This is a genomic window from Mycolicibacterium sp. XJ870 (genome assembly GCF_053483975.1).
The window spans coordinates 106,928-126,631 of sequence record NZ_JBEFTI010000009.1 but is presented as its reverse complement, the minus strand read 5'-3'; the positions used below and the strand labels follow the sequence as shown (position 1 = coordinate 126,631).

Below are 19,704 nucleotides of genomic sequence, written 5' to 3'. Positions count from 1 at the left end.
CCGGTGACATCGACCACTCGGCAGCGGCTCGAACCGCAGCTCATCGTGGTGACGACAACGATTCGGCTGCGGTGCGCTCGAGCTCCGAAACGACCTCCGAACTGTCCATTCCGGCCACCTCGAGGTAGAGCTCGGACACCTGTTCCAGACGATCCCGGTCGGACTCGCGAGCGGTGAGCACGTTCGCCAGCTCCGCCACCGTCCTGGCCGCGAAGATATCGGCGACCGCCGCGGTGTGGGTGTCCAACCAGTCCCGGATTCTCGCGATCACCGCAGTGGCCAGTACGGAGTCCCCGCCGAGCGCGAAGAAGTCGTCGTCGACGCCCACGCCGGCCCGTCCGAGGACCTCGCTGACGATCGCCGCCAGCGCCGCTTCGACGGCCGTGGACGGCTCGCGGAAGCCACGGTGGGTGGGCAGCTCTGCGGCGGCGAGACGCGTGGCCACCGCTCTGCGGTCGATCTTGCCGCCGACGGTGAACGGAAGCTGATCGGCGAGGACCAGCAGCTGCGGAATCATGTGGGCCGGCACCAGGTCACCCAACTTCGCGGTGACGGTGTCGGGATCCAGCGCAGGATCATCGGTGCGGATGAGCGCACCCAGCACGTCGCGCCCGCCTTCGACCGGTACGACCGCGGCCACTGCGCCACCGACCCCGGGGACCCGCCGCAACGCGGCCTCGACCTCGCCGAGCTCGATGCGGTACCCGCTGAGTTTCACCCGGTGGTCGGCGCGTCCGACGAACTCCAGGGTGCCGTCGGGCCAATAGCGCGCGAGGTCACCGGTGCGGTACCACGTCTTGCCCTCGTACTCGACGAACTTCTCGGCGGTCAGGTCGGCGCGGCCACGATAGCCGCGCGCGATGCCGCGACCGGAGAACCAGAGCTCGCCGGTGACCCAGTCCGGACAATCCTCGCCGCCGGCGTTGACCACCCGGCAGGCGTTGTTCGGGAACGGCACCCCGTAGGGCACCGACGGCCAGTTGGCCGGGCACGTCGCTTCGAGGTCCTGGCCAACCTCGTAGATCGTCCCGTGCACAGCCGTTTCGGTGGCTCCGCCGAGACCGGCGAACCGCAGCCCCGGGACCCGCTTGCGCAAGGCCCGGACCAGATCGGGGCGCACCCAGTCGCCGCCGGCGAGCACCACCCGCAGCGAGGCCAGCGAACCGCCCACCTCGCGCAGCATCTCCAGCCAGCCCGGCAGGAAGTTGACCACGGTCACCCGGAGCTCATCGATCAGCCGTGCCCAGGTGTCGGGGTCACGGCGGTGCTCCTCGTCGACCACCACGACCGCGCCCCCCACCCGCAGCGTCCCGAAGACGTCGGGCACCGACATGTCGGATTCGAGGTGCGAGAGCGCCAGCGCCCGGTCGTCGGGGCCGATCTCGAAATGCCGGTACAGGAACTCCAGCGTGTTCATCACGGCATCGTGGGTGAGTTCCACGCCCTTGGGTTCACCGGTGGACCCCGACGTGAACAGCACGTACGCCAGATCCTGCACGTCGAGCGCCGGAGCTTCGAAATGCGCTGGGTCGCCTACGATCTCGGCGTCGGCGACGGTGAGCGCCGGCACTCCGCAGCGATCGAGGACATCGGGGTGAGCAGTGCCTGTGACGAGCGCGAACTCCACACCCCCGGTATCGAGGATCGTGGCGGCCCGCTCATCGGGCTGATCGACACCGATCGGCAGATACGCCGCACCTGCGGTCAGGATGCCGAGCAGCGCGGGGATCTGCTCGGCGTTCTTGGGTCCCATCACCGCGACGATGTCGCCGCGGTGGACGCCGCGCGACTGCAGCGCCGCTGCCACCGTCAGCACCTTCTCTTTGAGCTGCGCGTAGGTGAGCGTCTCGGCCGAGCCGATCACAGCGGTCGCGTCCGGTGTGCGCTCGGCGTTGCGGAAGAATCCGTCGACCAGGTTGTCCCCGCTGGGCGCCGCGGCGGTGGCATTGGCCGCTTCACGGGCCGCCCGGGACGCCTCGGCGACGGCGGGCGGATCGGGCTCTTCCCACGCTGCGTCGTCGGTGGCCAGCCGTTCCAGTTCGGCGAGCTGGTGGGCGAACATCGCTTCGGGCACCCCTGGCGGGAACGCCTCGGCGCGCACGTCCCAGTTGATCATCAGACCCTTGGCGAGCGGGGTGGCCTGGGCGTCGATGAGCACCTGCGGGCCCTGGGAGATGGTCCACACCGGCTCGCCGAACTGGTCGGTGACATCCCCGGCGAACAGGTCGCCGAGTCCGAGTGCGCTCGTGTAGACGATCGTGGCCAGCATCTGGGTTCCCCGGTGCCTGCCCATGTCGCGCAGCACGTTCAACCCGGAGACCGACGAGTGCTCGGCCGTGGCATGCAGGGTCTCCTGCACCGCCCGCGCCCGTGCCACCGGCGTATCGGCGCCGGCCAGGTCGATGTCGAGCAACAGCGAGGACGTGAAGTCGCCCACCAGTTTCTCGACATCGGGGTGGTACGGCTCGCGCCCGAACATCGGGAGATTCAGCAGGAACCGCGAGTTGGTCGACCACCGGGCCAGCGCGTTGGCGTAGGTCGACGCCACCGCCATCGCCGGGGTGATGCCGCGGCGCTGCGCGGCGGCGAAAAGCGCGTCGCGCGTAGGCACGTCGAAGATGTGCCACAACCGGATGCTGCGCAACGGATTCTCTTGCTCGGAGGGCGGAACCAGCGGCAACGCAGGCGGATCGGGCAGCTGCAGCACCCGTTCGGCCCACCAGGCGACGTCCTGGGCCGGCGGCGGCGGGGTGGCTGCAGTCAGCTTGGTCCGGTACTCCCGGTAGGTGTAGCCGAGTTCGGGCAGCTCCGCACCCCGATAGAAGGCGGCGAGGTCGGCCATGAAGTTGCGGTAGCTCACCGCGTCGGCAGCCTGCATGTCCATGTCGACGTGCAGGCGCGTACGCCCGTCCGGAAGCAGCGTCAGGCTCAGCTCGAGCATGTCGACTTCGAGCAGCTGATGGGACTTTTCGTCGCGAATGACCTCCAGCCGATCCTCGGCGGCAGCGGGCTCGAGGTCGCGCAGGTCGTAGACATTGACGGGCAGTTTCCGGTCGCTGATCCGCTGGGTGCCGTCCGGCAGGATCTCGACCCGCAGCATCGGATGGCGCGCGGCGAGTTTGTCCGCGGCAATCCGCAGCCGATCGGGATGGACTGCGGTGCCATCGAATTCGACGTAGAGGTGGGCCGCGACACCGCCCAGTTGCTGTTCGCTCTGTCTGCCGATCCACATCGCATGCTGGATCGGGGCCAGCGGGAACGGTTCGTCCGGATCGGACTCCTCGGACTCGGTGTCGGCGCCGCCCTCAGCGATGTCGGTTGCGTGTTCGGCGACCATGTCGATCCACGCATTGACGGTGGGATTGGCTGCCAGTGCAGCGAATCCGACGTTGATGCCCTGCTTGCGCCAGCGCCCTGACAGCGACATCATCCGGATCGAGTCCAGGCCCGAAGCGATCAGGTCGGCGTCGGGGTCGAGGGCATCCGGGCTTATCCCCAGCAGTTCGGCGACCTCGCCGCGGACCGTCTGAGAATTCGTCGCAGCACCACTCACCATTACCCTCCGAAAAATTAGTACAGGCTGCCCTAACTCGTGGAGGCTACCCTATATTCAAGGTGCCCAACACACGCACCTATGGGGGTTGAGATCACCGATGACCATCGGTTTTGAGCGCGGACAACAGGACCTCCTACACGGATTCGTGCCGTTTCCCGACGACCGCGCGGCCGTTTATCGCCAAGCCGGTTACTGGCAGGGCCGGGCCCTGGACACCATCCTCCGCGAGGCTGCCGAGCGCTGGCCCGACAAGCCCGCGGTGATCGACGGCACCGGCAGCCACACCTTCGCCGAACTGGACGCGCTCGCCGACCGCATCGGGGCCGCGCTGGCGCACCGCGGGATCACGCCGGGCGACCGGATGCTCCTGCAACTGCCCAACTCTCGCGAGTTCGCCGTCGCCGCATTCGGCCTGCTGCGAGCCGGAGTCGTCCCGGTGTTGTGCCTGCCCGGCCACCGTTCGGCCGAGCTGGGCCACTTCGCCGAGGTCAGTGGCGCCGTCGGACTGGTGATCCCCGACGTAATCGCCGGCTTCGACTACCGCGAGCTGGCCACACAACTGGTCGACGCTCACCCGAACTTGCGCCATGTCCTGGTCCACGGCGAATCCGGCCCGTTCGAATCATGGTCTGAATTGGCAGATTTCACCGAACCCGGACCGCCCAGCGTCACCGTCGACACCAGCGCCCCCGCAGTGCTGCTGGTATCCGGCGGGACGACAGGGCTGCCCAAGCTCATCCCCCGCACCCATGACGATTACGTCTACAACACGGTGGCCTGCGCCGAGGCCTGCGGGCTGGTCCACGACGACGTCTATCTCGCCGTGCTGCCTGCCGGGCACAACTTCCCGTTCGCCTGCCCGGGCCTGCTCGGATCGATGACGGTCGGAGCGACGACCATCTACACCGACGACCCCAGCCCCGAGTCGGTGTTCGGCCTGATCAACACCCACGGTGTCACGGTGACCGCACTCGTCAACGCCTTGGCGAAGCTATGGACCCAGGCCTGCGAGTGGGAGCCGGTGCTGCCCACATCGCTGCGGTTGGTACAGGTGGGCGGCTCCCGGATGTCACCCGAGGAAGCCCGGTTCATCCACCAGGGCCTGACCCCGGGACTTCAACAGATCTTCGGCATGGCCGAGGGGATGCTGAACTTTACCCGGCCCGGTGACCCGGTCGAGGTGGTGGAGCACACCCAGGGCAGGCCGATGTCACCGCACGACGAGATGCGGGTGGTCGACGAGGAGGGCAACGATGTCGCCCCCGGCAAAGAAGGTGAACTGCTGGTGCGCGGCCCGTACACCCTCAACGGCTATTACCGTGCCGAGGAGGCGAACGCCCGCTCGTTCAGCCCAGATGGCTTCTACCGCACGGGCGATCGCGTGCGAATCTTCGCCGAGGGACCGCGGGCCGGCTACGTCGAGGTGACCGGGAGGATCAAGGATGTCATCCACCGCGGCGGCGAGACGGTGTCCGCCACCGATCTCGAAGACCACCTACTCACGCACCCCGCCATCTACGCAGCTGCCGCCGTGGCCCTTCCTGACGAGTATCTCGGTGAGAAGATTTGCGCGGCAGTCGTTTTCAGAGGGGCCCCGGTGAACCTCGTCCAACTCAACGAGTTTCTCGACGAGCGCGGAGCCTCCGCACATGCCAGGCCGGACGTGCTCGTCCCGATGCCGTCGCTGCCCACCACGGCCGTGGGAAAGATCGACAAGAAGAAGCTTGTCGCAGCCATAACCGGCTGAAGCCTCCGTCAGGAGACCTCGGCTTCCACCGGCGGGGCCAGCATCTCGATGATCCTGGCGGTGACGGCCGCCGCCGTCGGGTGCTCCCACAGCAGCGTCGGCGGCAACGACAACCCGGTCTGCTTCTCGAGCTGGCGGCGCAGCCGCACCGTCATGATCGAGTCCACGCCCAGTTCCACCAGCGGCAGATCCACGTCGACGTCGGTTTCCGACAGCCCCAGCTGGCCTGCCACAGCGGCCAGCACCTGCTCGGCGACCCGGTCGGGCTCGACGTCCCCGGCGGTCAACGGCGAGGGCAACGAGCTCTCATCCTCCTCCTGGTCGTCGGGCGCCACATCAGCCAGGATCGGCACCCCGGCGGCTGTCGGAAGTACCGGCAGCACAACCAGATTCGGGGAATCATCACGCATCGCCAGGTCGAGGGCGCGCATCGCGTCGTCGGCGCCGACCGTGCCCATGCCGAGCGCGTCGAGTTGTGCCGCGACGAACTCCGATGCCGAACCCATACCGAGCCCGCGCCAGGCCGTCCACGCCACCGCGGTGGTGCGGTCGCCGAGATTGCGGCGATGCCGGGCCATCACGTCGAGGAACGAGTTGGCACAGGCGTAGGCACCCTGACCGGGGAAGCCCGCCAGGTACCCGCACGACGAGAACAGCACCATCCAGTCCAACTGCTCGGGCGGGAACACCTCGTGCAGCACGAGCGTGCCGACCACTTTGGGATGCATGGCCGCCGCGAACTCGTCGGCCGTTGTATTAGCAAGCAGCGCACCGGCTTCCACACCGGCGGCGTGAATGACGCCGCGGACCGGGGGCAGGTCGCTCAGCACCGCGCGCAACGCGTCGGCAGAACCCGGTGCGCCGATGTCGACGGCGGCAACGGTGACCGAGACGCCACGCTCCTCAAGCGCCGAAACCGCATGGACCGACGCCGATTGGCCCTCGTCGGCCCAGGACGACCGGTTCGGAAGGCCCGAGCGCGAGAGCAGCACCAGACGGCGTGCCCCGAGGTCGGCGAGGCGCTGGGCCATCCGCAGGCCCAGCGCGCCGGTCCCGCCGGTGATCAGATAGGTGCCGCTGGGCGTGCACTCCATCGGTGCGGCAGTTCCCGGTTCGGGAGTGGTCAGCCGTGCCACGGAAACAGTGCCGTCGCGGACCACCACAACGCCGTGGCCGTGCAGGGACCCGAGCCCGGCGAGCGGCACGCGGCCGTCGGCGACATCGATTACGCCGCCCCACAGTTGCGGATGTTCGGCGGCGGCCACCCGGGCCAGACCCCACAGCGGCGCGTGGGTCAAGTTGGCGCCCTCGTGCACGCCGACGGTGAGCACCCACAGCCGGGCCGACAGGCCCAACTGCTGTTGCAGCATGAGCGTCCGCATCACCAGGTCGACTGCGGCCGCGGGCGAGTCGTCGCGCCGCGGAAGCACGAGAATCACTGCTTTGCCACCGAATTCAGCAGGGAGAGAATCGACGTCGGTGACAAGTTCCGCGGGGTCCTCGATGGCTATATACGGCACACCCGCCGCCGTCAGATCGCGCACGGCGCAGTTCAGACCGTCGGCGTCGCCGCCGACCAGCACGACGCCGCTGGGGCGTCCATGCTCGCGCGGCACCACCGGATGCCAGGCCACCCGGTGCACGATCCGGCGGGCATCGTTGACCGTCCACTCCCGGCCGGGATTCTCGAGCTCCTCGAACGCCATCCCCGAAATCGACACCAGGACCGAACCGGACTCGTCGGCGATCGCCACGTCGGTGGTGGTGGTTCCGGGGCGCCGGTGCACCAGCAGCGTCGCGACCGCGGGCGGTGCGCCGTGCACGTGGACGCGCTCGATACGGGCGGGCATCCGAAGCTGCGGCGGACCGTCGAACGTCGTCGACGCGGCGGATGTCGCCGCATCCAGCAGCGACGCCCACGACGTGGGCACCGAGCCGTCGGCTTCGGAAGCCACCACGGCGAACAGTTCGCCCTCGCCACGCCGGAGATCCTTGATGTCCCACCCGAATCCCATCGCCGCAACACCCAACGTCGCCAGGGTTTCGATGACGTGGCGCGGCCCCAACACCTCGGTGCACCGCTGCCGAGCCGAGTCGAGGTCGACCTTCGTCTCGACGAGATGGTCGATGTCATCCGCGACGGCCACGGCGCTGCTGTGGGTCAGCCACCCGCCGTCCTGCTCATCGTCGGCGACCAGGCGCGAGGACAGCGTCAGCTGCCGATCCTGCAGCACCACCTGCAGGTCGCGCGGCCGCGCCGGGGCGACGGGTGTGCGCAGCCACACATCGGCGAGACCAACGCGGGATGCTGTCAGGAAGGTGTTCAAAAGCACTGCGGCAGGCACGATTTCGGTACCCTGAACCGGGTGGTCGCCGGGATAGGGCCGGGTGTCCAGGTCCAGCCTGGTCTGCCACATTCTGGTGGCGACGATTCCGGCGACGTCCGTGCGGCCGCCCAGCAGAGTGTGGCTCAGCGGGTCGTGCACACCGCGCCCGCCGGGCGGAGGGGTTGGGACCCGCCAGAACCGGCGATGCTGCCACTGTGTGGCGGGCAGGTCACCCGCCCAGGCGTGCGCCGCGGTGACGCCGTGCGCAACGGTGGCGCCGTGGCAGTACAACGAGCCCACCGCGGTACCGACCGCACGAACCTCGGGCGAATCGCGGCGCAGCACCGGGATGACCGCGTGCTCGTCGAGGCCGAGGTGCAGCAGCGTCTCCACGATCGAATGCGACACCACGGGATGCGCGGACACCTCGAGGAACACCCGGTGTCCGTCGTGGGCCGCCGCGGCCACGGCTTCGGCGAAGCGCACCTGCCCGCGAAGGTTGGTGGCCCAGTAGTCGGGGCCGCGCGGGGCGCTCGACCGCGGGTCGGCCAAAGCCGTTGTGTACAGCGGGATATCGGCGTCCCGGGGTGGTTCGAGGGTGCCCACGAGGCGAGCAAGTTCGCCGGTCAGCGCGTCCATCGCCGGGCTGTGGAAGGCGACGTCGGTGTTGACTCGGCGCACCTCGATGCCCTGGTCGGACCACGCTCTGCAGACGGCTTCCACGGCGTCGGACCGCCCGGAGATGACCGAGGAATCCGCCGAGGCGCTGATGGCGGCGACGACATCGGTACGGCCGGCCAGTTTCTGCTCGGCACCGGAGAACGGCAGGCGGACAAGCGCCATCGCGCCGGCGCCCATCACGCTGCGGAAGCCGCGGGCCCGGTAGCAGGCCACCGCGGCCCCCTGCCGCAGGTCGAACACCCCGGAGACGACGCAGGCCGCGACCTCGCCGACCGAGTGCCCGATGACCGCTGCCGGCTGCACGCCTCGCTCACGTAGCACCGCGGCGAGCCCGACTTGCATGGCGAAGGTCAGTGCCTGCACCCGGTCGGTGCCGCCGAGTTCGCCGGTGCTCAGGGCTTCTCGAGCGGAAAATCCGAGTTCAGTGCCGAACACCTCGTCGACCTCGTCGATCACGTGGGCGAAAGTCGGCTCGGCGTCGATGAGTTCGCGGCCCATGCCCACCCAGTGCGAACCGTGTCCGGAGAACACCCACACGGCGTCGGAGGCCGCTTCGGCCGTGCCGGTCACCAGATTGGCGCCGGCTTCCCCGCGGGCCAGCGCATCGAGGCCGGCGATCAGCTCGTGCTGGTGTGCTGCCACGACCGCGGCCCGGACCGGCTCGTGTGTGCGCCGGGACCACAGAGTGGCCGCAACCGGCGCCACGGGCTGTTCGCCTCGCCTGAGGTGGTCGGCCAACGCTTCGGCATGGCGCGCCAGGCGCTCAACGGAGCGGGCTGAAAGCGGGACGACGACCGGCTCGGCGGAGATGTGCGCCGGCCGCCGGTCGGCCTGCGGTGCCTCTTCGAGGAGCACGTGCGCGATGGTGCCGCCGTAGCCGTAGCTGCACACCGCCGCTCGGCGCGGAATGTCGGTCCGCGCCCACGGCTCAGGCTCGGTGGGCACCCGAAGCCCACTGTTCGGCCAGTCCACCGCCGGGGTGAGTTGGCGCAGCCCGGCAGTCGGCGGAATCGCCTCGTAATGCAGCGCCAGGACCGTTTTGATCAGTCCCATCACACCCGCGCCGCCTTCGAGGTGACCGATGTTGGGCTTCACCGAACCGATACGGCACGGATCGGCCGCTGGGCGCCCGGCGCCGTAGACCTCGGCCAGCGCGTCGACTTCGGTGGGATCGCCTGTGGGAGTTCCGGTTCCGTGGGCTTCGATATAGCCGATGCTCGCCGGCGCGATACCCGAAGCGCGCGAGGCCAGCCGGAACATGTCCGCCTGCGCCTGCCCGTTGGGCGACATGATGCCAACCGTCCGACCGTCTTGGGCGATCGAACCGCCGCGCACCACCGCCAGGACGCGGTCACCGTCGCGTTCGGCGTCGGCCAACCGTTTGAGCACGACGACGCCCGCGCCCTCGCCGCGTCCGTAACCGTCGGCGGCCGCGTCGAACGTCTTGCACCGGCCATCGGGAGCGGTGGCCCCGGCCTCGTCGAGCACCCGGGTCAGCCCGGGACCGATCAGCGCACTGACACCACCGGCCAGCGCCAGGGACGTCTCGCTGGCGCGCAGCATCTGACACGCTTGATGCACCGCGACCAGCGAGGCGGCGCACGCCGCATCCAGGGCGACGCTGGGGCCGCGGAGGTCGAGCAGGTGTGAGACCCGGTTGGCGATGCCGCACAGTGAGGTGCCGATCCCGGTCCACGCCTCGATCCCCGGCAGGTCCTCCATGATCAACTTGCCGTAGTCATCGGAGTTGACGCCCATCAGCACCGCGGTGTCACTGCCGGCGAGCGTCTTGGGCGATACCCCGGCGTGCTCGAGCGCCTCCCAGCTGACTTCCAGCGCCAGGCGCTGCTGCGGGTCCATCAGCTCGGCCTCGCGCGGCGACACGCCGAAATGCTCGGCGTCGAAACCGGCGAGGTCATCGAGGAACGTGCCCCACTTGGTGGTCTCCCGCAGCACCGACGCATTGCGCGGGTCACGGCGCAGGTACGGCTCCCACCGCTCCTCGGGCACCTCCCGCACGTCGCTGCGGCCTTCCATCAGGAAGGTCCAGAAGTCCGACGGCGTGGCGACATTGCCGGCCACGCGACAGCCGATTCCGATGACGGCGATGGGCTCCGGCAAAAGCTTGTCGTTCACTGTCGGGCTCAACTTCAGCGGGCGGGGAGGTCGGCGAACGAAGCGTGGATAGCCTTGCCTAATCGACCGAGAAACATGGGCACCATGCTCGCACAATGGTCCAACGCGTTGGGTGTTCCGTCGCGGGTGCGCGATGTGGCGTGAGCAACGTCACGAGTCCCGCCGGCACTATCCGAGCAGCATCCGCACCGCGCCGTCGGCGAGCAGCCTGCCGTGATCGGTGAGGACGAGGCGTTCGTCCAACACGTCGATCAACCCGTCGGCCACCAGGCCCGGCACTCGCGCACGCTCCGCCGCCGTCAGATCGCCGCAGGCCAATCCGCTCCGCAGCCGCAGCCGCAGCATCACGTCCTCGGTGTGCAATGCCTGGGCGTCGAGCTCCTCGAAATCGGCGACCGGTAGGGCGTTGTCGGCCAGCGATTGCGCATAAGAGTTGGGGTGCTTGAGGTTCCACCATCGCGTCGTGCCGAGGAACCCGTGTGCGCCGGGTCCGGCGCCCCACCACTCGCCGCCGTTCCAATAGCCGAGGTTGTGCCGGCACTCGCCCCCCGGACGACTCCAGTTGGAAACCTCGTACCACTGGAAGCCCGCCGCCGAAAGGTGGGTGTCGAGCAGTTCGTAGCGCTGGGCGAGGACGTCGTCGTCGGGGGCGGAAATCTCACCGCGGCGGACCCGACGGGCCAGCGCGGTGCCCTCCTCGACGATCAGTGAATAGCCGGAGATGTGGTCGACCCCGGCGTCCACCGCGGCGTCGACCGACCGCCGCAGATCGTCGTCGGACTCCCCCGGTGTGCCGTAGATCAGGTCGATGTTGACGTGCGCGAAACCGGCGGCCCTGGCTTCGGCCGCGGCCGCGAGTGCCCGGCCCGGTGAATGTGTGCGGTTCAACACCGCCAGCACGTGTGGCGCCACGGACTGCATCCCGAGCGAGATCCGGGTGTACCCGGCCTCGCGCAGGGCCGCGAACAACGCCGGCGAGGTGGACTCCGGATTGGCCTCGGTGGTCACCTCGGCATCGATGGCCAGGTCGAAGTTGTCGCGAACCGCGTCGAGCACCGCGCCCAGCCCGGCACCACCGAGCAGTGATGGGGTGCCGCCGCCGACGAACACGGTCTGAACAGGCACTGGGCCCATAACGCCCACTCGTTCAGAGGCCAACCGCAATTCGATGCGCAGCGCTTCCAGCCAACCGTCGGGATTGGCGCCCCCGGCCTCGGCTGGTGTGTAGGTGTTGAAGTCGCAGTAACCGCAGCGCGTCGCGCAGAACGGGACATGGATATAGATGCCGAACGGACGGCCGGGCCGACGGGCCAGGTCGGGCTGGCGTGCGGACGCGGTCCGGGTGGGCATGGCACCAGTTTCCCAGACTGTCCAGCCAGGACTTTTGCTCACAGTGAGCGCAAATATCGCCCGGTTAGGGGCTATGGGTCTGATCGTGGCAGAATGTGGGCGTGACTTCCGCCCGCAACAGCACCACCAGCGTCCCGCTGGTGGCCCGGCGGCATGTCGATTTCAAGCGTGTTTGTAGCTGTTGCTGTCTGCCTTGATCCCGTAGACCCGCCCACCTGTACTTTCCAGCTGGCCGCCGGATCTGCGCCGCCGGACAGCCACCGGTGATCAGCGCCGTCCTCACGCCGGCTCCTCCTTCGAAGGAGCACCTACAGTGACAACCCCCGAGGCACCCGCCAAGGCCGATCGGCCCGCCAAGCGTCCCCGCGATGAAGGCCAATGGGCGCTGGGCAATCGCGAGCCGCTCAACCCCAACGAACAGTTCAAGCAAGACGACGACGCGCTCAACGTGCGTGACCGCATCATCAACATCTACTCGCGCGACGGCTTCGGCAGCATCGAGAAGAACGATTTGCGTGGCCGGTTCCGCTGGATGGGCCTCTACACCCAGCGCACCGAGGGCTACGACGGCACCTGGACCGGCGACGACAACGCCGATCTGCTGGAAGCCGAGTACTTCATGATGCGCGTGCGCACCGACGGCAAGGCGATGTCGGCCCAGGCCGTTCGCACGCTCGGCCAGATCTCGGTCGATTTCGCGCGGGACAGCGCAGACATCACCGACCGGGAGAACCTGCAGTACCACTGGCTGCGGATCGAGGATGTGCCCGAGGTGTGGCGCCGACTCGACGAGGTCGGGCTGCAGACCATGGAGGCCTGCGGCGATTGCCCGCGCGGCATGCTGGGCTCCCCGTTGGCCGGCGATTCGCTCGTCGAGGTGCTCGACCCGAGCCCGGCGCTGCACGAGATCGAACGCCGCTACATCGGCAACCCGGAATTCTCGAACCTGCCGCGCAAGTTCAAAACCGCGATCTCGGGGTTGCAGGATGTCGCCCACGAGATCAACGATGTGTCGTTCATCGGTGTCAACCATCCAGAGCACGGCCCCGGCCTCGATGTGTGGGTCGGTGGCGGTCTGTCGACCAACCCGATGCTGGCCCAGCGCCTGGGCGTGTGGGTACCGCTGGACGAGGTCGCCGACGTGTGGGAGGCCGTCACCGCGGTCTTCCGTGACTACGGCTACCGGCGGTTGCGGTCCAAGGCGCGGCTGAAGTTCCTGGTGAAGGACTGGGGCACCGAAAAATTCAGGAAAGTTCTCGAAGAGGAATACCTGCACCGGCCCCTGATCGACGGCCCCGCTCCCGAGCAGGTGCCGCACACCATCGATCACGTCGGCGTCCAGAAGATCAAGAACGGCCTCAACGCGGTTGGCGTCTCGCCGATCGCCGGCCGGGTGTCGGGCACCATCCTCACCAAGGTGGCCGATCTGATGGAGGCCGCAAGTGCGGACCGCGCACGCTTCACCGCCTACCAGAAGTTGATCATTCTCGACGTGCCCGACGACAAGGTCGATGCGCTGCGCACCGGCCTGGAGGCGCTGGGCCTGCAGTCACGTCCTTCGCACTGGCGGCGCAATCTGATGGCCTGCACCGGCATCGAGTACTGCAAGCTGTCGTTCGCCGACACCCGCGGCCGGGCTCAGGTGTTGGTGCCGGAGCTGGAGGCTCGCCTCGGTGACCTCAATGCCGAACTGGACGTCCCGGTGACCGTCAACATCAACGGCTGCCCGAACTCGTGCGCCCGCATCCAGGTCGCCGACATCGGGTTCAAGGGCCAGATGGTCGACGACGGCAACGGGCCCGAGGAAGGCTTCCAGGTTCACCTGGGCGGCAGCCTGGGCCTGGACAGCGGTTTCGGACGCAAGCTCCGTCAGCACAAAGTGCTGGCCAGCGAGCTCGGCGACTACATCGAACGGGTCGTTCGCAACTTCGTGAAACAACGCGACGCCGATGAGCGTTTCGCCCAGTGGGCCGTACGGGCCGACGAAGCTGATTTGAGGTGAGCGTGAACGTGAGTGGTTTGACGACGGAGACCGAGCTACGGGAATTTGCGGAACAGAGCGCGGTCGAGTTGGCCGACGCGAGCGCCGAGGAGCTGCTGCGCTGGACTGACAAGCACTTCGGTGGCGCCTATGTGGTGGCGTCGAACATGCAGGACGCGGTACTGGTCGAGATGGCGGCGAAGGTGCGCCCGGGCGTGGACGTATTGTTCCTCGACACCGGGTACCACTTCGCCGAGACCATCGGGACCCGTGACGCCGTCGAGGCGGTTTACGACGTCCGGGTGGTCAACGCGACGCCCGAGCACAGCGTCGCCGAGCAGGACAGGTTGCTCGGGAAAGATCTGTTCGCGCGCGACGCGGGTGAATGCTGCCGGCTGCGGAAGGTCGAACCGCTGAGCAAGGCACTTTCCGGTTACTCGGCGTGGGTCACCGGGATTCGCCGGGTGGAGGCGCCCACCCGCGCCAATGCTCCACTGATCAGCTGGGACGCCGCATTCGGCCTGGTGAAGATCAATCCGATCGCGGCGTGGTCCGACGAGCAGATGCAGGCCTACATCGACGCGAACGGCATTCTCGTCAATCCGCTTGTCTACGAGGGTTATCCATCGATCGGCTGCGCGCCGTGCACCAGCAAGCCCATCGAGGGCGCCGACCCGCGCAGCGGCCGCTGGGCCGGCCAGGCCAAGACGGAATGCGGGCTGCACGCCTCGTGAGGTCTCGGTGACACTCCTTCTCACCGCACACGGCAGCGCAGATCCGCGCTCGTCGGCGAACGCGCATGCGATCGCCGGCCATCTGCGTCGACTGCTGCCCGACACCGATGTGCGGGTGGCGTTCTGTGAGCAGAACGCACCGAATCTGGTCGACGTGCTGTCCGACGCCGCGCCGGGCTCCGTGGTGACCCCGCTGTTGCTGGCCAGCGCCTATCACGCCCGCACCGACATCCCCGCGCTCGTCGCGTCGTCCGGCGCACAGGTACACCAGGCCGACGTGCTCGGCGAGGACCCGCGGCTGCTGCAGGTGGTCCGGGAACGGCTTGCCGCGCTAGGCGTTTCACGCTTCGATGCCGGCCTGGGTGTGGTTCTCGTCAGCGTGGGATCGTCACACCCGGCCGCCAACGCCCGCACCGCGGCACTGGCCGGCAGTTTGGCCGACGGCACTCGCTGGGCCGGTGTCCAGGTCGCGTTTGCGACGGGCCAGACGCCGTCGGTGCCCGAAGCGGTTGAAGCGCTCCGCGCCCGCGGCGCCCAGCGACTGGTGATCGCCCCGTGGTTCCTGGCACACGGCCGCATCACCGACCGGGTGGCCGAGTTCGCCCGCAGCCAAGGCATTCCGATGGCTGAACCACTGGGTCCGCACCGGTTGGTTGCCGCGACCGTGCTCGACCGCTACGAGGAAGCACTCGCCGCGCGCAGCGCCGGATTCGCGGCTTAGATCTTCCCGCGAGCAGACGCGGAGGTACCGCAGAACGCGCGTTCTCGGGTACCTAAGCGTCTGCTCGCGCGAGGTTCGTCTCGGCGCCCGCTACCTGCGGGACCCGGGTGGCTCGCACGTACACGGTGTCACCTTCTACGAGTCCCAATGCCTCGGCGTCGCCGCGGGTGATCTGTGCGGTGAACGGGACATTGTTTGTGGCGCTGGTCAATTCGACCCGGACCTCGAAGCCCAGCATCACGATCCGGTCGATGGTGGCCCGCAGCACGCCCGTGGCCTCCGCGGTGCCGTCGCCCGCGGCGATCGCCATCTCCGGATTGCGGCCCACCCGGATGTCGTGGGGGCGCACCAGGATTCCGTTGAGCTCCGAGACAGCGCCGAGGAAGGACATGACGAACGCGTTGGCCGGCTCGTCGTAGACCTCCGTCGGCGATCCGACCTGCTCGATGCGGCCCTTGTTGAGCACCGCGATCCGGTCTGCGACATCGAGGGCCTCGGCCTGATCGTGGGTCACCAGCACGGTGGTGACGTGGACTTCGTCGTGCAGACGACGCAGCCAGGTCCGCAGGTCATCGCGGACCTTGGCGTCCAGCGCACCGAACGGTTCGTCGAGGAGCAAGACCTGCGGATCGACCGCGAGCGCACGGGCCAAGGCCATGCGCTGGCGCTGCCCGCCGGACAACTGGTTGGGGTAGCGGTTCTGAAATCCGGACAGCCCCACCACTTCCAGCAGATTGTCGACCTTCTCTTTTACCTCCGACTTGGGGCGTTTGCGGATCTTGAGGCCGAAGGCGACGTTGTCGCGCACCGAGAGATGCTTGAACGCCGCATAGTGCTGGAACACGAAGCCGATGTCGCGCCGCTGCGGCGGAATCCCGGTCACGTCACGCCCGTTGATGGTGACCGTGCCGGTATCGGGTTGATCCAACCCGGCAATCGCGCGCAGCAGCGTCGACTTCCCCGAACCGCTCGGCCCGAGCAGCGCCGTCAGCGAACCCGCGGGCACCTCGAAGTCGATGTTGTCCAGCGCCGCGAAATCGCCGTAGTGCTTGTTGGCGCCCCGCACCACGATCGCGTTGGTCCCCGTGTCGGACATCCCGTTGGACATGGCCACTCCTTCTAAGACTGTTCGGCCCGGGTGCGGCGTCGATCCAGGATCACCTGAACCACAAGGACGATCACCGCGACGGCCATCAGCAAGGTCGAGATCGCGTACGCGCCGTACACCGATTCGGCGGTACCGCGGTTGTATCGGTCGGCCACCAGCAACGTCAGCGTCTGGGAGGCGCCCGGCAGATTCGACGACACCATGATCACCGCGCCGAACTCACCCAGAGTGCGCGCGATGGTCAGCACGATGCCGTAGGTCAGACCCCAGCGGATGGACGGCAACGTTACCCGCCAAAACGTCTGCCACCACGTGGATCCCAGCGTGGCGGCAGCCTCCTCCTGGTCCGTGCCGATCTCGTGCAGCACCGGTTCCACCTCGCGTATGACGAACGGAACGGTCACGAAGATGCTGGCCAGCACGATGCCGGGGAGACCGAAGATGATCTTGAAACCGAGGTTGTTCTCGACGAAACCGAACAGACCTGCCGATCCCCACAGCAGGATCAACGCAACACCGACCACCACAGGTGAGACGGCGAACGGCAGGTCGATGACGGCCTGCAGGGCACTCTTGCCGCGGAACCTGTTGCGTGCCAGCACAAGCGCCGTCGGCACACCGAACAGGACGTTGAGTGGCACCACGATCGCCACCACGAGCAGCGACAGGTTCAGCGCGGATATCGCCGCGGGCGTGCTGATCGATGCGAAGAACGCGCCGAACCCCGGTGCGAATGTGCGCCACAGGATCAGCCCCACCGGCACGATGACCAGGACGGCGATGTAGGCCAGCGCCAGGTAGCGCGCCAGATTTCGGGCCCACGGCGACAACGTCATCGCTCGAGCTCCTGGCGTTTGGCGGTCCGCGACCCCACCACCCGCAGCACGAACAACACCAAGAATGAAACAACGAGCAGCACAATCGAAATCGCTGCGGCGCCGGTACGGTCGTCGTTTTCGATGAGGGTCCGGATCCACTGTGAGGATACTTCGGTCTCCCCTGGCACTGCGCCGCCGATCAGCACGACCGACCCGAATTCGCCGATCGCCCGGGAGAACGCCAGGCCGGCGCCGGACAGCAACGACGGCAGCAGTGCGGGCAGGATCACCTTGGTGAAGATGATCCGGTTGTTGGCACCCAGCGAAGCCGCGGCCTCCTCGACTTCCCTGTCGAGTTCGAGCAGCACCGGTTGGACCGAACGCACCACGAACGGCAAGGTCACGAACAGCAGCGCGACACCGACACCCCACTTGGTGTGCTGCAGATGGAGATCCACCGGGCTCGCCGGGCCGTAGAGCGCCAGCATCACCAGGCTCGCCACGATCGTCGGCAACGCGAACGGCAGGTCGATCAACGAATCCACGATGCGCTTCCCCGGGAAATCGTCCCGGGTGAGCACCCACGCGACCAGCAGGCCGAACACCAGGTTGACCACCGTGACCCCGGTGGAGATGGTCAGCGTCACCCGGAACGAATCCAGCGCGGCGTTGGATGTGACCGCGGCCCAGAACGCATTCCAGCCCCCGCCTGCGGACTGCCACAGGATCGCGGCCAGCGGCAGCAGCACGATGACGCTCAACCAGATCGACGCCGCACCGACCCGAAGAGACGTCGTGCCGTAGCGCCCGCGGACCGCGCCGGGAGCCGAAGCTCCCGGCGCGGTCGCGGATGCCGGCTCAGCCTCCGCGGGAGCGGTCATCCAGTTGCCTGCTTGTAGATCTTGGTGATCGACCCATTGTCCTTGTCGAACAGCGCCGGGTCCACCCCGGCCCAGCCACCGAGATCCGCGATGGTCCAAAGCTTCTCAGGCGTCGGGAAGTCCTCGGTGAATTCCGCGGCGACCGCCGGGTCAACCGGTCGGAAACCGGCCTCGGCCCACAGCTTCTGTCCTTCGGGCGTGTAGAGGAAGTTCTTCAGCGCGTTGGCTGCATCGGCATGGGGGCTGGTGCTGACGACCGCGACGGGATTCTCGATCTTGAACGTCTGCGGCGGATTGATGTGCTCGACGGGCTTGCCCTGCCGCTCGACGTTGATCGCCTCGTTCTCGTAGCTGATCAGCACGTCACCGGTGCCCTGCAAGAACACGTCAGTGGCTTCGCGGCCCGAACTGGGACGCGTCTTGACGTGTTCGGTCACCAGCTTGTTGACGAAATCCAGGCCCGCTTCCGAATCCTTGCCGCCGTTGCTCTTCGCCGCATACGGGGCCAGCAGGTTCCACTTGGCCGAACCGGAACTGAGCGGGCTCGGGGTGACCACCTCGAGGCCCGGTTGGAGCAGGTCGTCCCAATCCTTGATGCCCTTGGGGTTGCCCTTGCGGACGACGAGCGAAACGACCGAGCCGAACGGGATGCCCTTCGTGTTGCCGGCGTTCCAGTCCTCGGCCACCTTCCCGGCCTTGACCAACCGGGTGATGTCGGGCTCCACCGAGAAGTTGACGATGTCGGCCGGCTTGCCGTCGACGACCGCGCGCGACTGGTCACCCGAGGCGCCGTAGGACGTGGTCACCGCCGTGTCCTTGCCCTCCTCGGTGGCGGTGAACGCCGGGATGATCTTGCTCCAACCCGGCTCCGGCACCGCATACGCGACGAGCGTCAGCTTGGTGCCCGCTCCCCCGGCGGAGCCGTCGTCTCCGGCAACGTCGCTGGCGCCGCCGGCGCAACCGACTGCCAGTACTCCGGTGGTGGCCAGAACGGCCGAATTCCTGGCGACGTTCAGCCAGAACCTGCTCAAGTTGGACTTCATAGTGGGCCCTGATGACCTTTCGTTGCGAACACCGGACAGTGGAGGTCCGTCATTGCGGAAAGGCGATGGATCAGTATCCGGGCACAAGGATGGCCGCTACTGACACCAAACCGCTGACGGGTTGGAGTCAGCGACAACAGTCGACGTCAGCAGCAGCGCATGAACCCACGGCAAGGAGAGCCAGGAGGTGGCTCTCCGTGGTGCCGGGCGCTGCGTGCATGGCGCGAAGAATAACAGAATTCCGGGATGGCGCCCCGCGGCGAGCCAGTTCAGCGCGTCAGCCACCACATGACGATGACCAACACCACCAGGGCCACCAGGGCCAGAGTCACGCGCGAACGGGGCATGCCGGTCATGATTCGTCGGCCCGGTCATCGGCGCCGGCCCGGCGCAGTCGGCGGATGCCTTGGGTCCCCTGGCTCAAAACGCCGTCGAGCAGCACCGCGGTGCCGTACGCCAGCAGCAGAACCACCGGCATCACCACCGCCGTCTGGGCAAGGAACGGCAGCCCGGTCAGCCACAGCTCGACGCCGTCCCACCAGCTCAGGATCGCGCTCATGCGGCAAGCGTATGCGACGGGCGGGATTCATCCTGATTCATCCCGGCCCCGCCCGTAACCTT

General features: G+C 67.9%; 14 protein-coding genes. 5 read left to right on the top strand and 9 right to left on the bottom strand.

What is annotated here, in order from left to right:
• Positions 1-40: 40 nt before the first annotated feature.
• Positions 41-3,556, bottom strand: coding sequence for a non-ribosomal peptide synthetase (locus ABQF30_RS25445; protein WP_448469059.1), 3,516 nt, complete (start codon positions 3,554-3,556; stop codon positions 41-43).
• Between the two features lie 97 nt (positions 3,557-3,653).
• Here ABQF30_RS25445 and ABQF30_RS25440 point away from each other — a divergent pair, with 97 nt between their 5' ends.
• Positions 3,654-5,303 (top strand): (2,3-dihydroxybenzoyl)adenylate synthase, encoded by a 1,650-nt coding sequence (locus ABQF30_RS25440; protein ID WP_448469057.1) that lies wholly within the window; start codon positions 3,654-3,656, stop codon positions 5,301-5,303.
• 8 nt (positions 5,304-5,311) lie between these two features.
• Here the strand turns inward: ABQF30_RS25440 and ABQF30_RS25435 are convergent, their stop codons facing one another.
• Entirely contained in the window at positions 5,312-10,447 is a 5,136-nt protein-coding gene (locus ABQF30_RS25435; protein ID WP_448469055.1) for a type I polyketide synthase, read from the bottom strand.
• A 168-nt stretch (positions 10,448-10,615) separates the two neighbouring features.
• Entirely contained in the window at positions 10,616-11,797 is a 1,182-nt protein-coding gene (gene hemW / locus ABQF30_RS25430; RefSeq protein WP_448469053.1) for a radical SAM family heme chaperone HemW, read from the bottom strand.
• A gap of 95 nt (positions 11,798-11,892) precedes the next feature.
• Here hemW and ABQF30_RS25425 point away from each other — a divergent pair, with 95 nt between their 5' ends.
• The 4 genes from ABQF30_RS25425 to ABQF30_RS25410 all read left to right on the top strand — a co-directional run bounded on the left by ABQF30_RS25425 (position 11,893) and on the right by ABQF30_RS25410 (position 15,233).
• A complete protein-coding gene (locus ABQF30_RS25425) occupies positions 11,893-11,994 on the top strand; it encodes an Ms4527A family Cys-rich leader peptide (RefSeq protein ID WP_448469051.1) in 102 nt (33 codons plus the stop codon).
• A 116-nt stretch (positions 11,995-12,110) separates the two neighbouring features.
• Positions 12,111-13,799 (top strand): nitrite/sulfite reductase, encoded by a 1,689-nt coding sequence (locus ABQF30_RS25420; RefSeq protein ID WP_448469049.1) that lies wholly within the window; start codon positions 12,111-12,113, stop codon positions 13,797-13,799.
• A gap of 8 nt (positions 13,800-13,807) precedes the next feature.
• The gene (locus ABQF30_RS25415; protein ID WP_448469234.1) at positions 13,808-14,512 is read left to right on the top strand and encodes a phosphoadenylyl-sulfate reductase; all 705 of its coding nucleotides are present in this window, start codon (positions 13,808-13,810) and stop codon (positions 14,510-14,512) included.
• 7 nt (positions 14,513-14,519) lie between these two features.
• Positions 14,520-15,233 carry a sirohydrochlorin chelatase gene (locus ABQF30_RS25410; protein ID WP_448469047.1) on the top strand — a complete coding sequence of 238 codons (714 nt, stop codon included), beginning with the start codon at positions 14,520-14,522 and terminating at the stop codon, positions 15,231-15,233.
• 52 nt (positions 15,234-15,285) lie between these two features.
• Here ABQF30_RS25410 and ABQF30_RS25405 read toward each other — a convergent pair whose 3' ends face one another.
• From ABQF30_RS25405 to ABQF30_RS25380, 6 genes are all read right to left on the bottom strand, one after another.
• The gene (locus ABQF30_RS25405; RefSeq protein WP_448469045.1) at positions 15,286-16,341 is read right to left on the bottom strand and encodes a sulfate/molybdate ABC transporter ATP-binding protein; all 1,056 of its coding nucleotides are present in this window, start codon (positions 16,339-16,341) and stop codon (positions 15,286-15,288) included.
• Between the two features lie 11 nt (positions 16,342-16,352).
• Positions 16,353-17,177, bottom strand: a complete 825-nt coding sequence (cysW, locus tag ABQF30_RS25400; protein ID WP_448469043.1) for a sulfate ABC transporter permease subunit CysW — start codon at positions 17,175-17,177, stop codon at positions 16,353-16,355.
• Entirely contained in the window at positions 17,174-18,040 is an 867-nt protein-coding gene (gene cysT, locus ABQF30_RS25395; RefSeq protein WP_448469041.1) for a sulfate ABC transporter permease subunit CysT, read from the bottom strand. Before cysT ends, cysW begins: the two co-directional genes overlap by 4 nt.
• Positions 18,037-19,083, bottom strand: coding sequence for a sulfate ABC transporter substrate-binding protein (locus tag ABQF30_RS25390; protein WP_448469039.1), 1,047 nt, complete (start codon positions 19,081-19,083; stop codon positions 18,037-18,039). Before ABQF30_RS25390 ends, cysT begins: the two co-directional genes overlap by 4 nt.
• A gap of 127 nt (positions 19,084-19,210) precedes the next feature.
• A complete protein-coding gene (locus ABQF30_RS25385) occupies positions 19,211-19,303 on the bottom strand; it encodes an Ms4533A family Cys-rich leader peptide (RefSeq protein WP_448469037.1) in 93 nt (30 codons plus the stop codon).
• Between the two features lie 132 nt (positions 19,304-19,435).
• Positions 19,436-19,642 (bottom strand): hypothetical protein, encoded by a 207-nt coding sequence (locus ABQF30_RS25380; RefSeq protein WP_448469035.1) that lies wholly within the window; start codon positions 19,640-19,642, stop codon positions 19,436-19,438.
• Positions 19,643-19,704 lie beyond the last annotated feature (62 nt).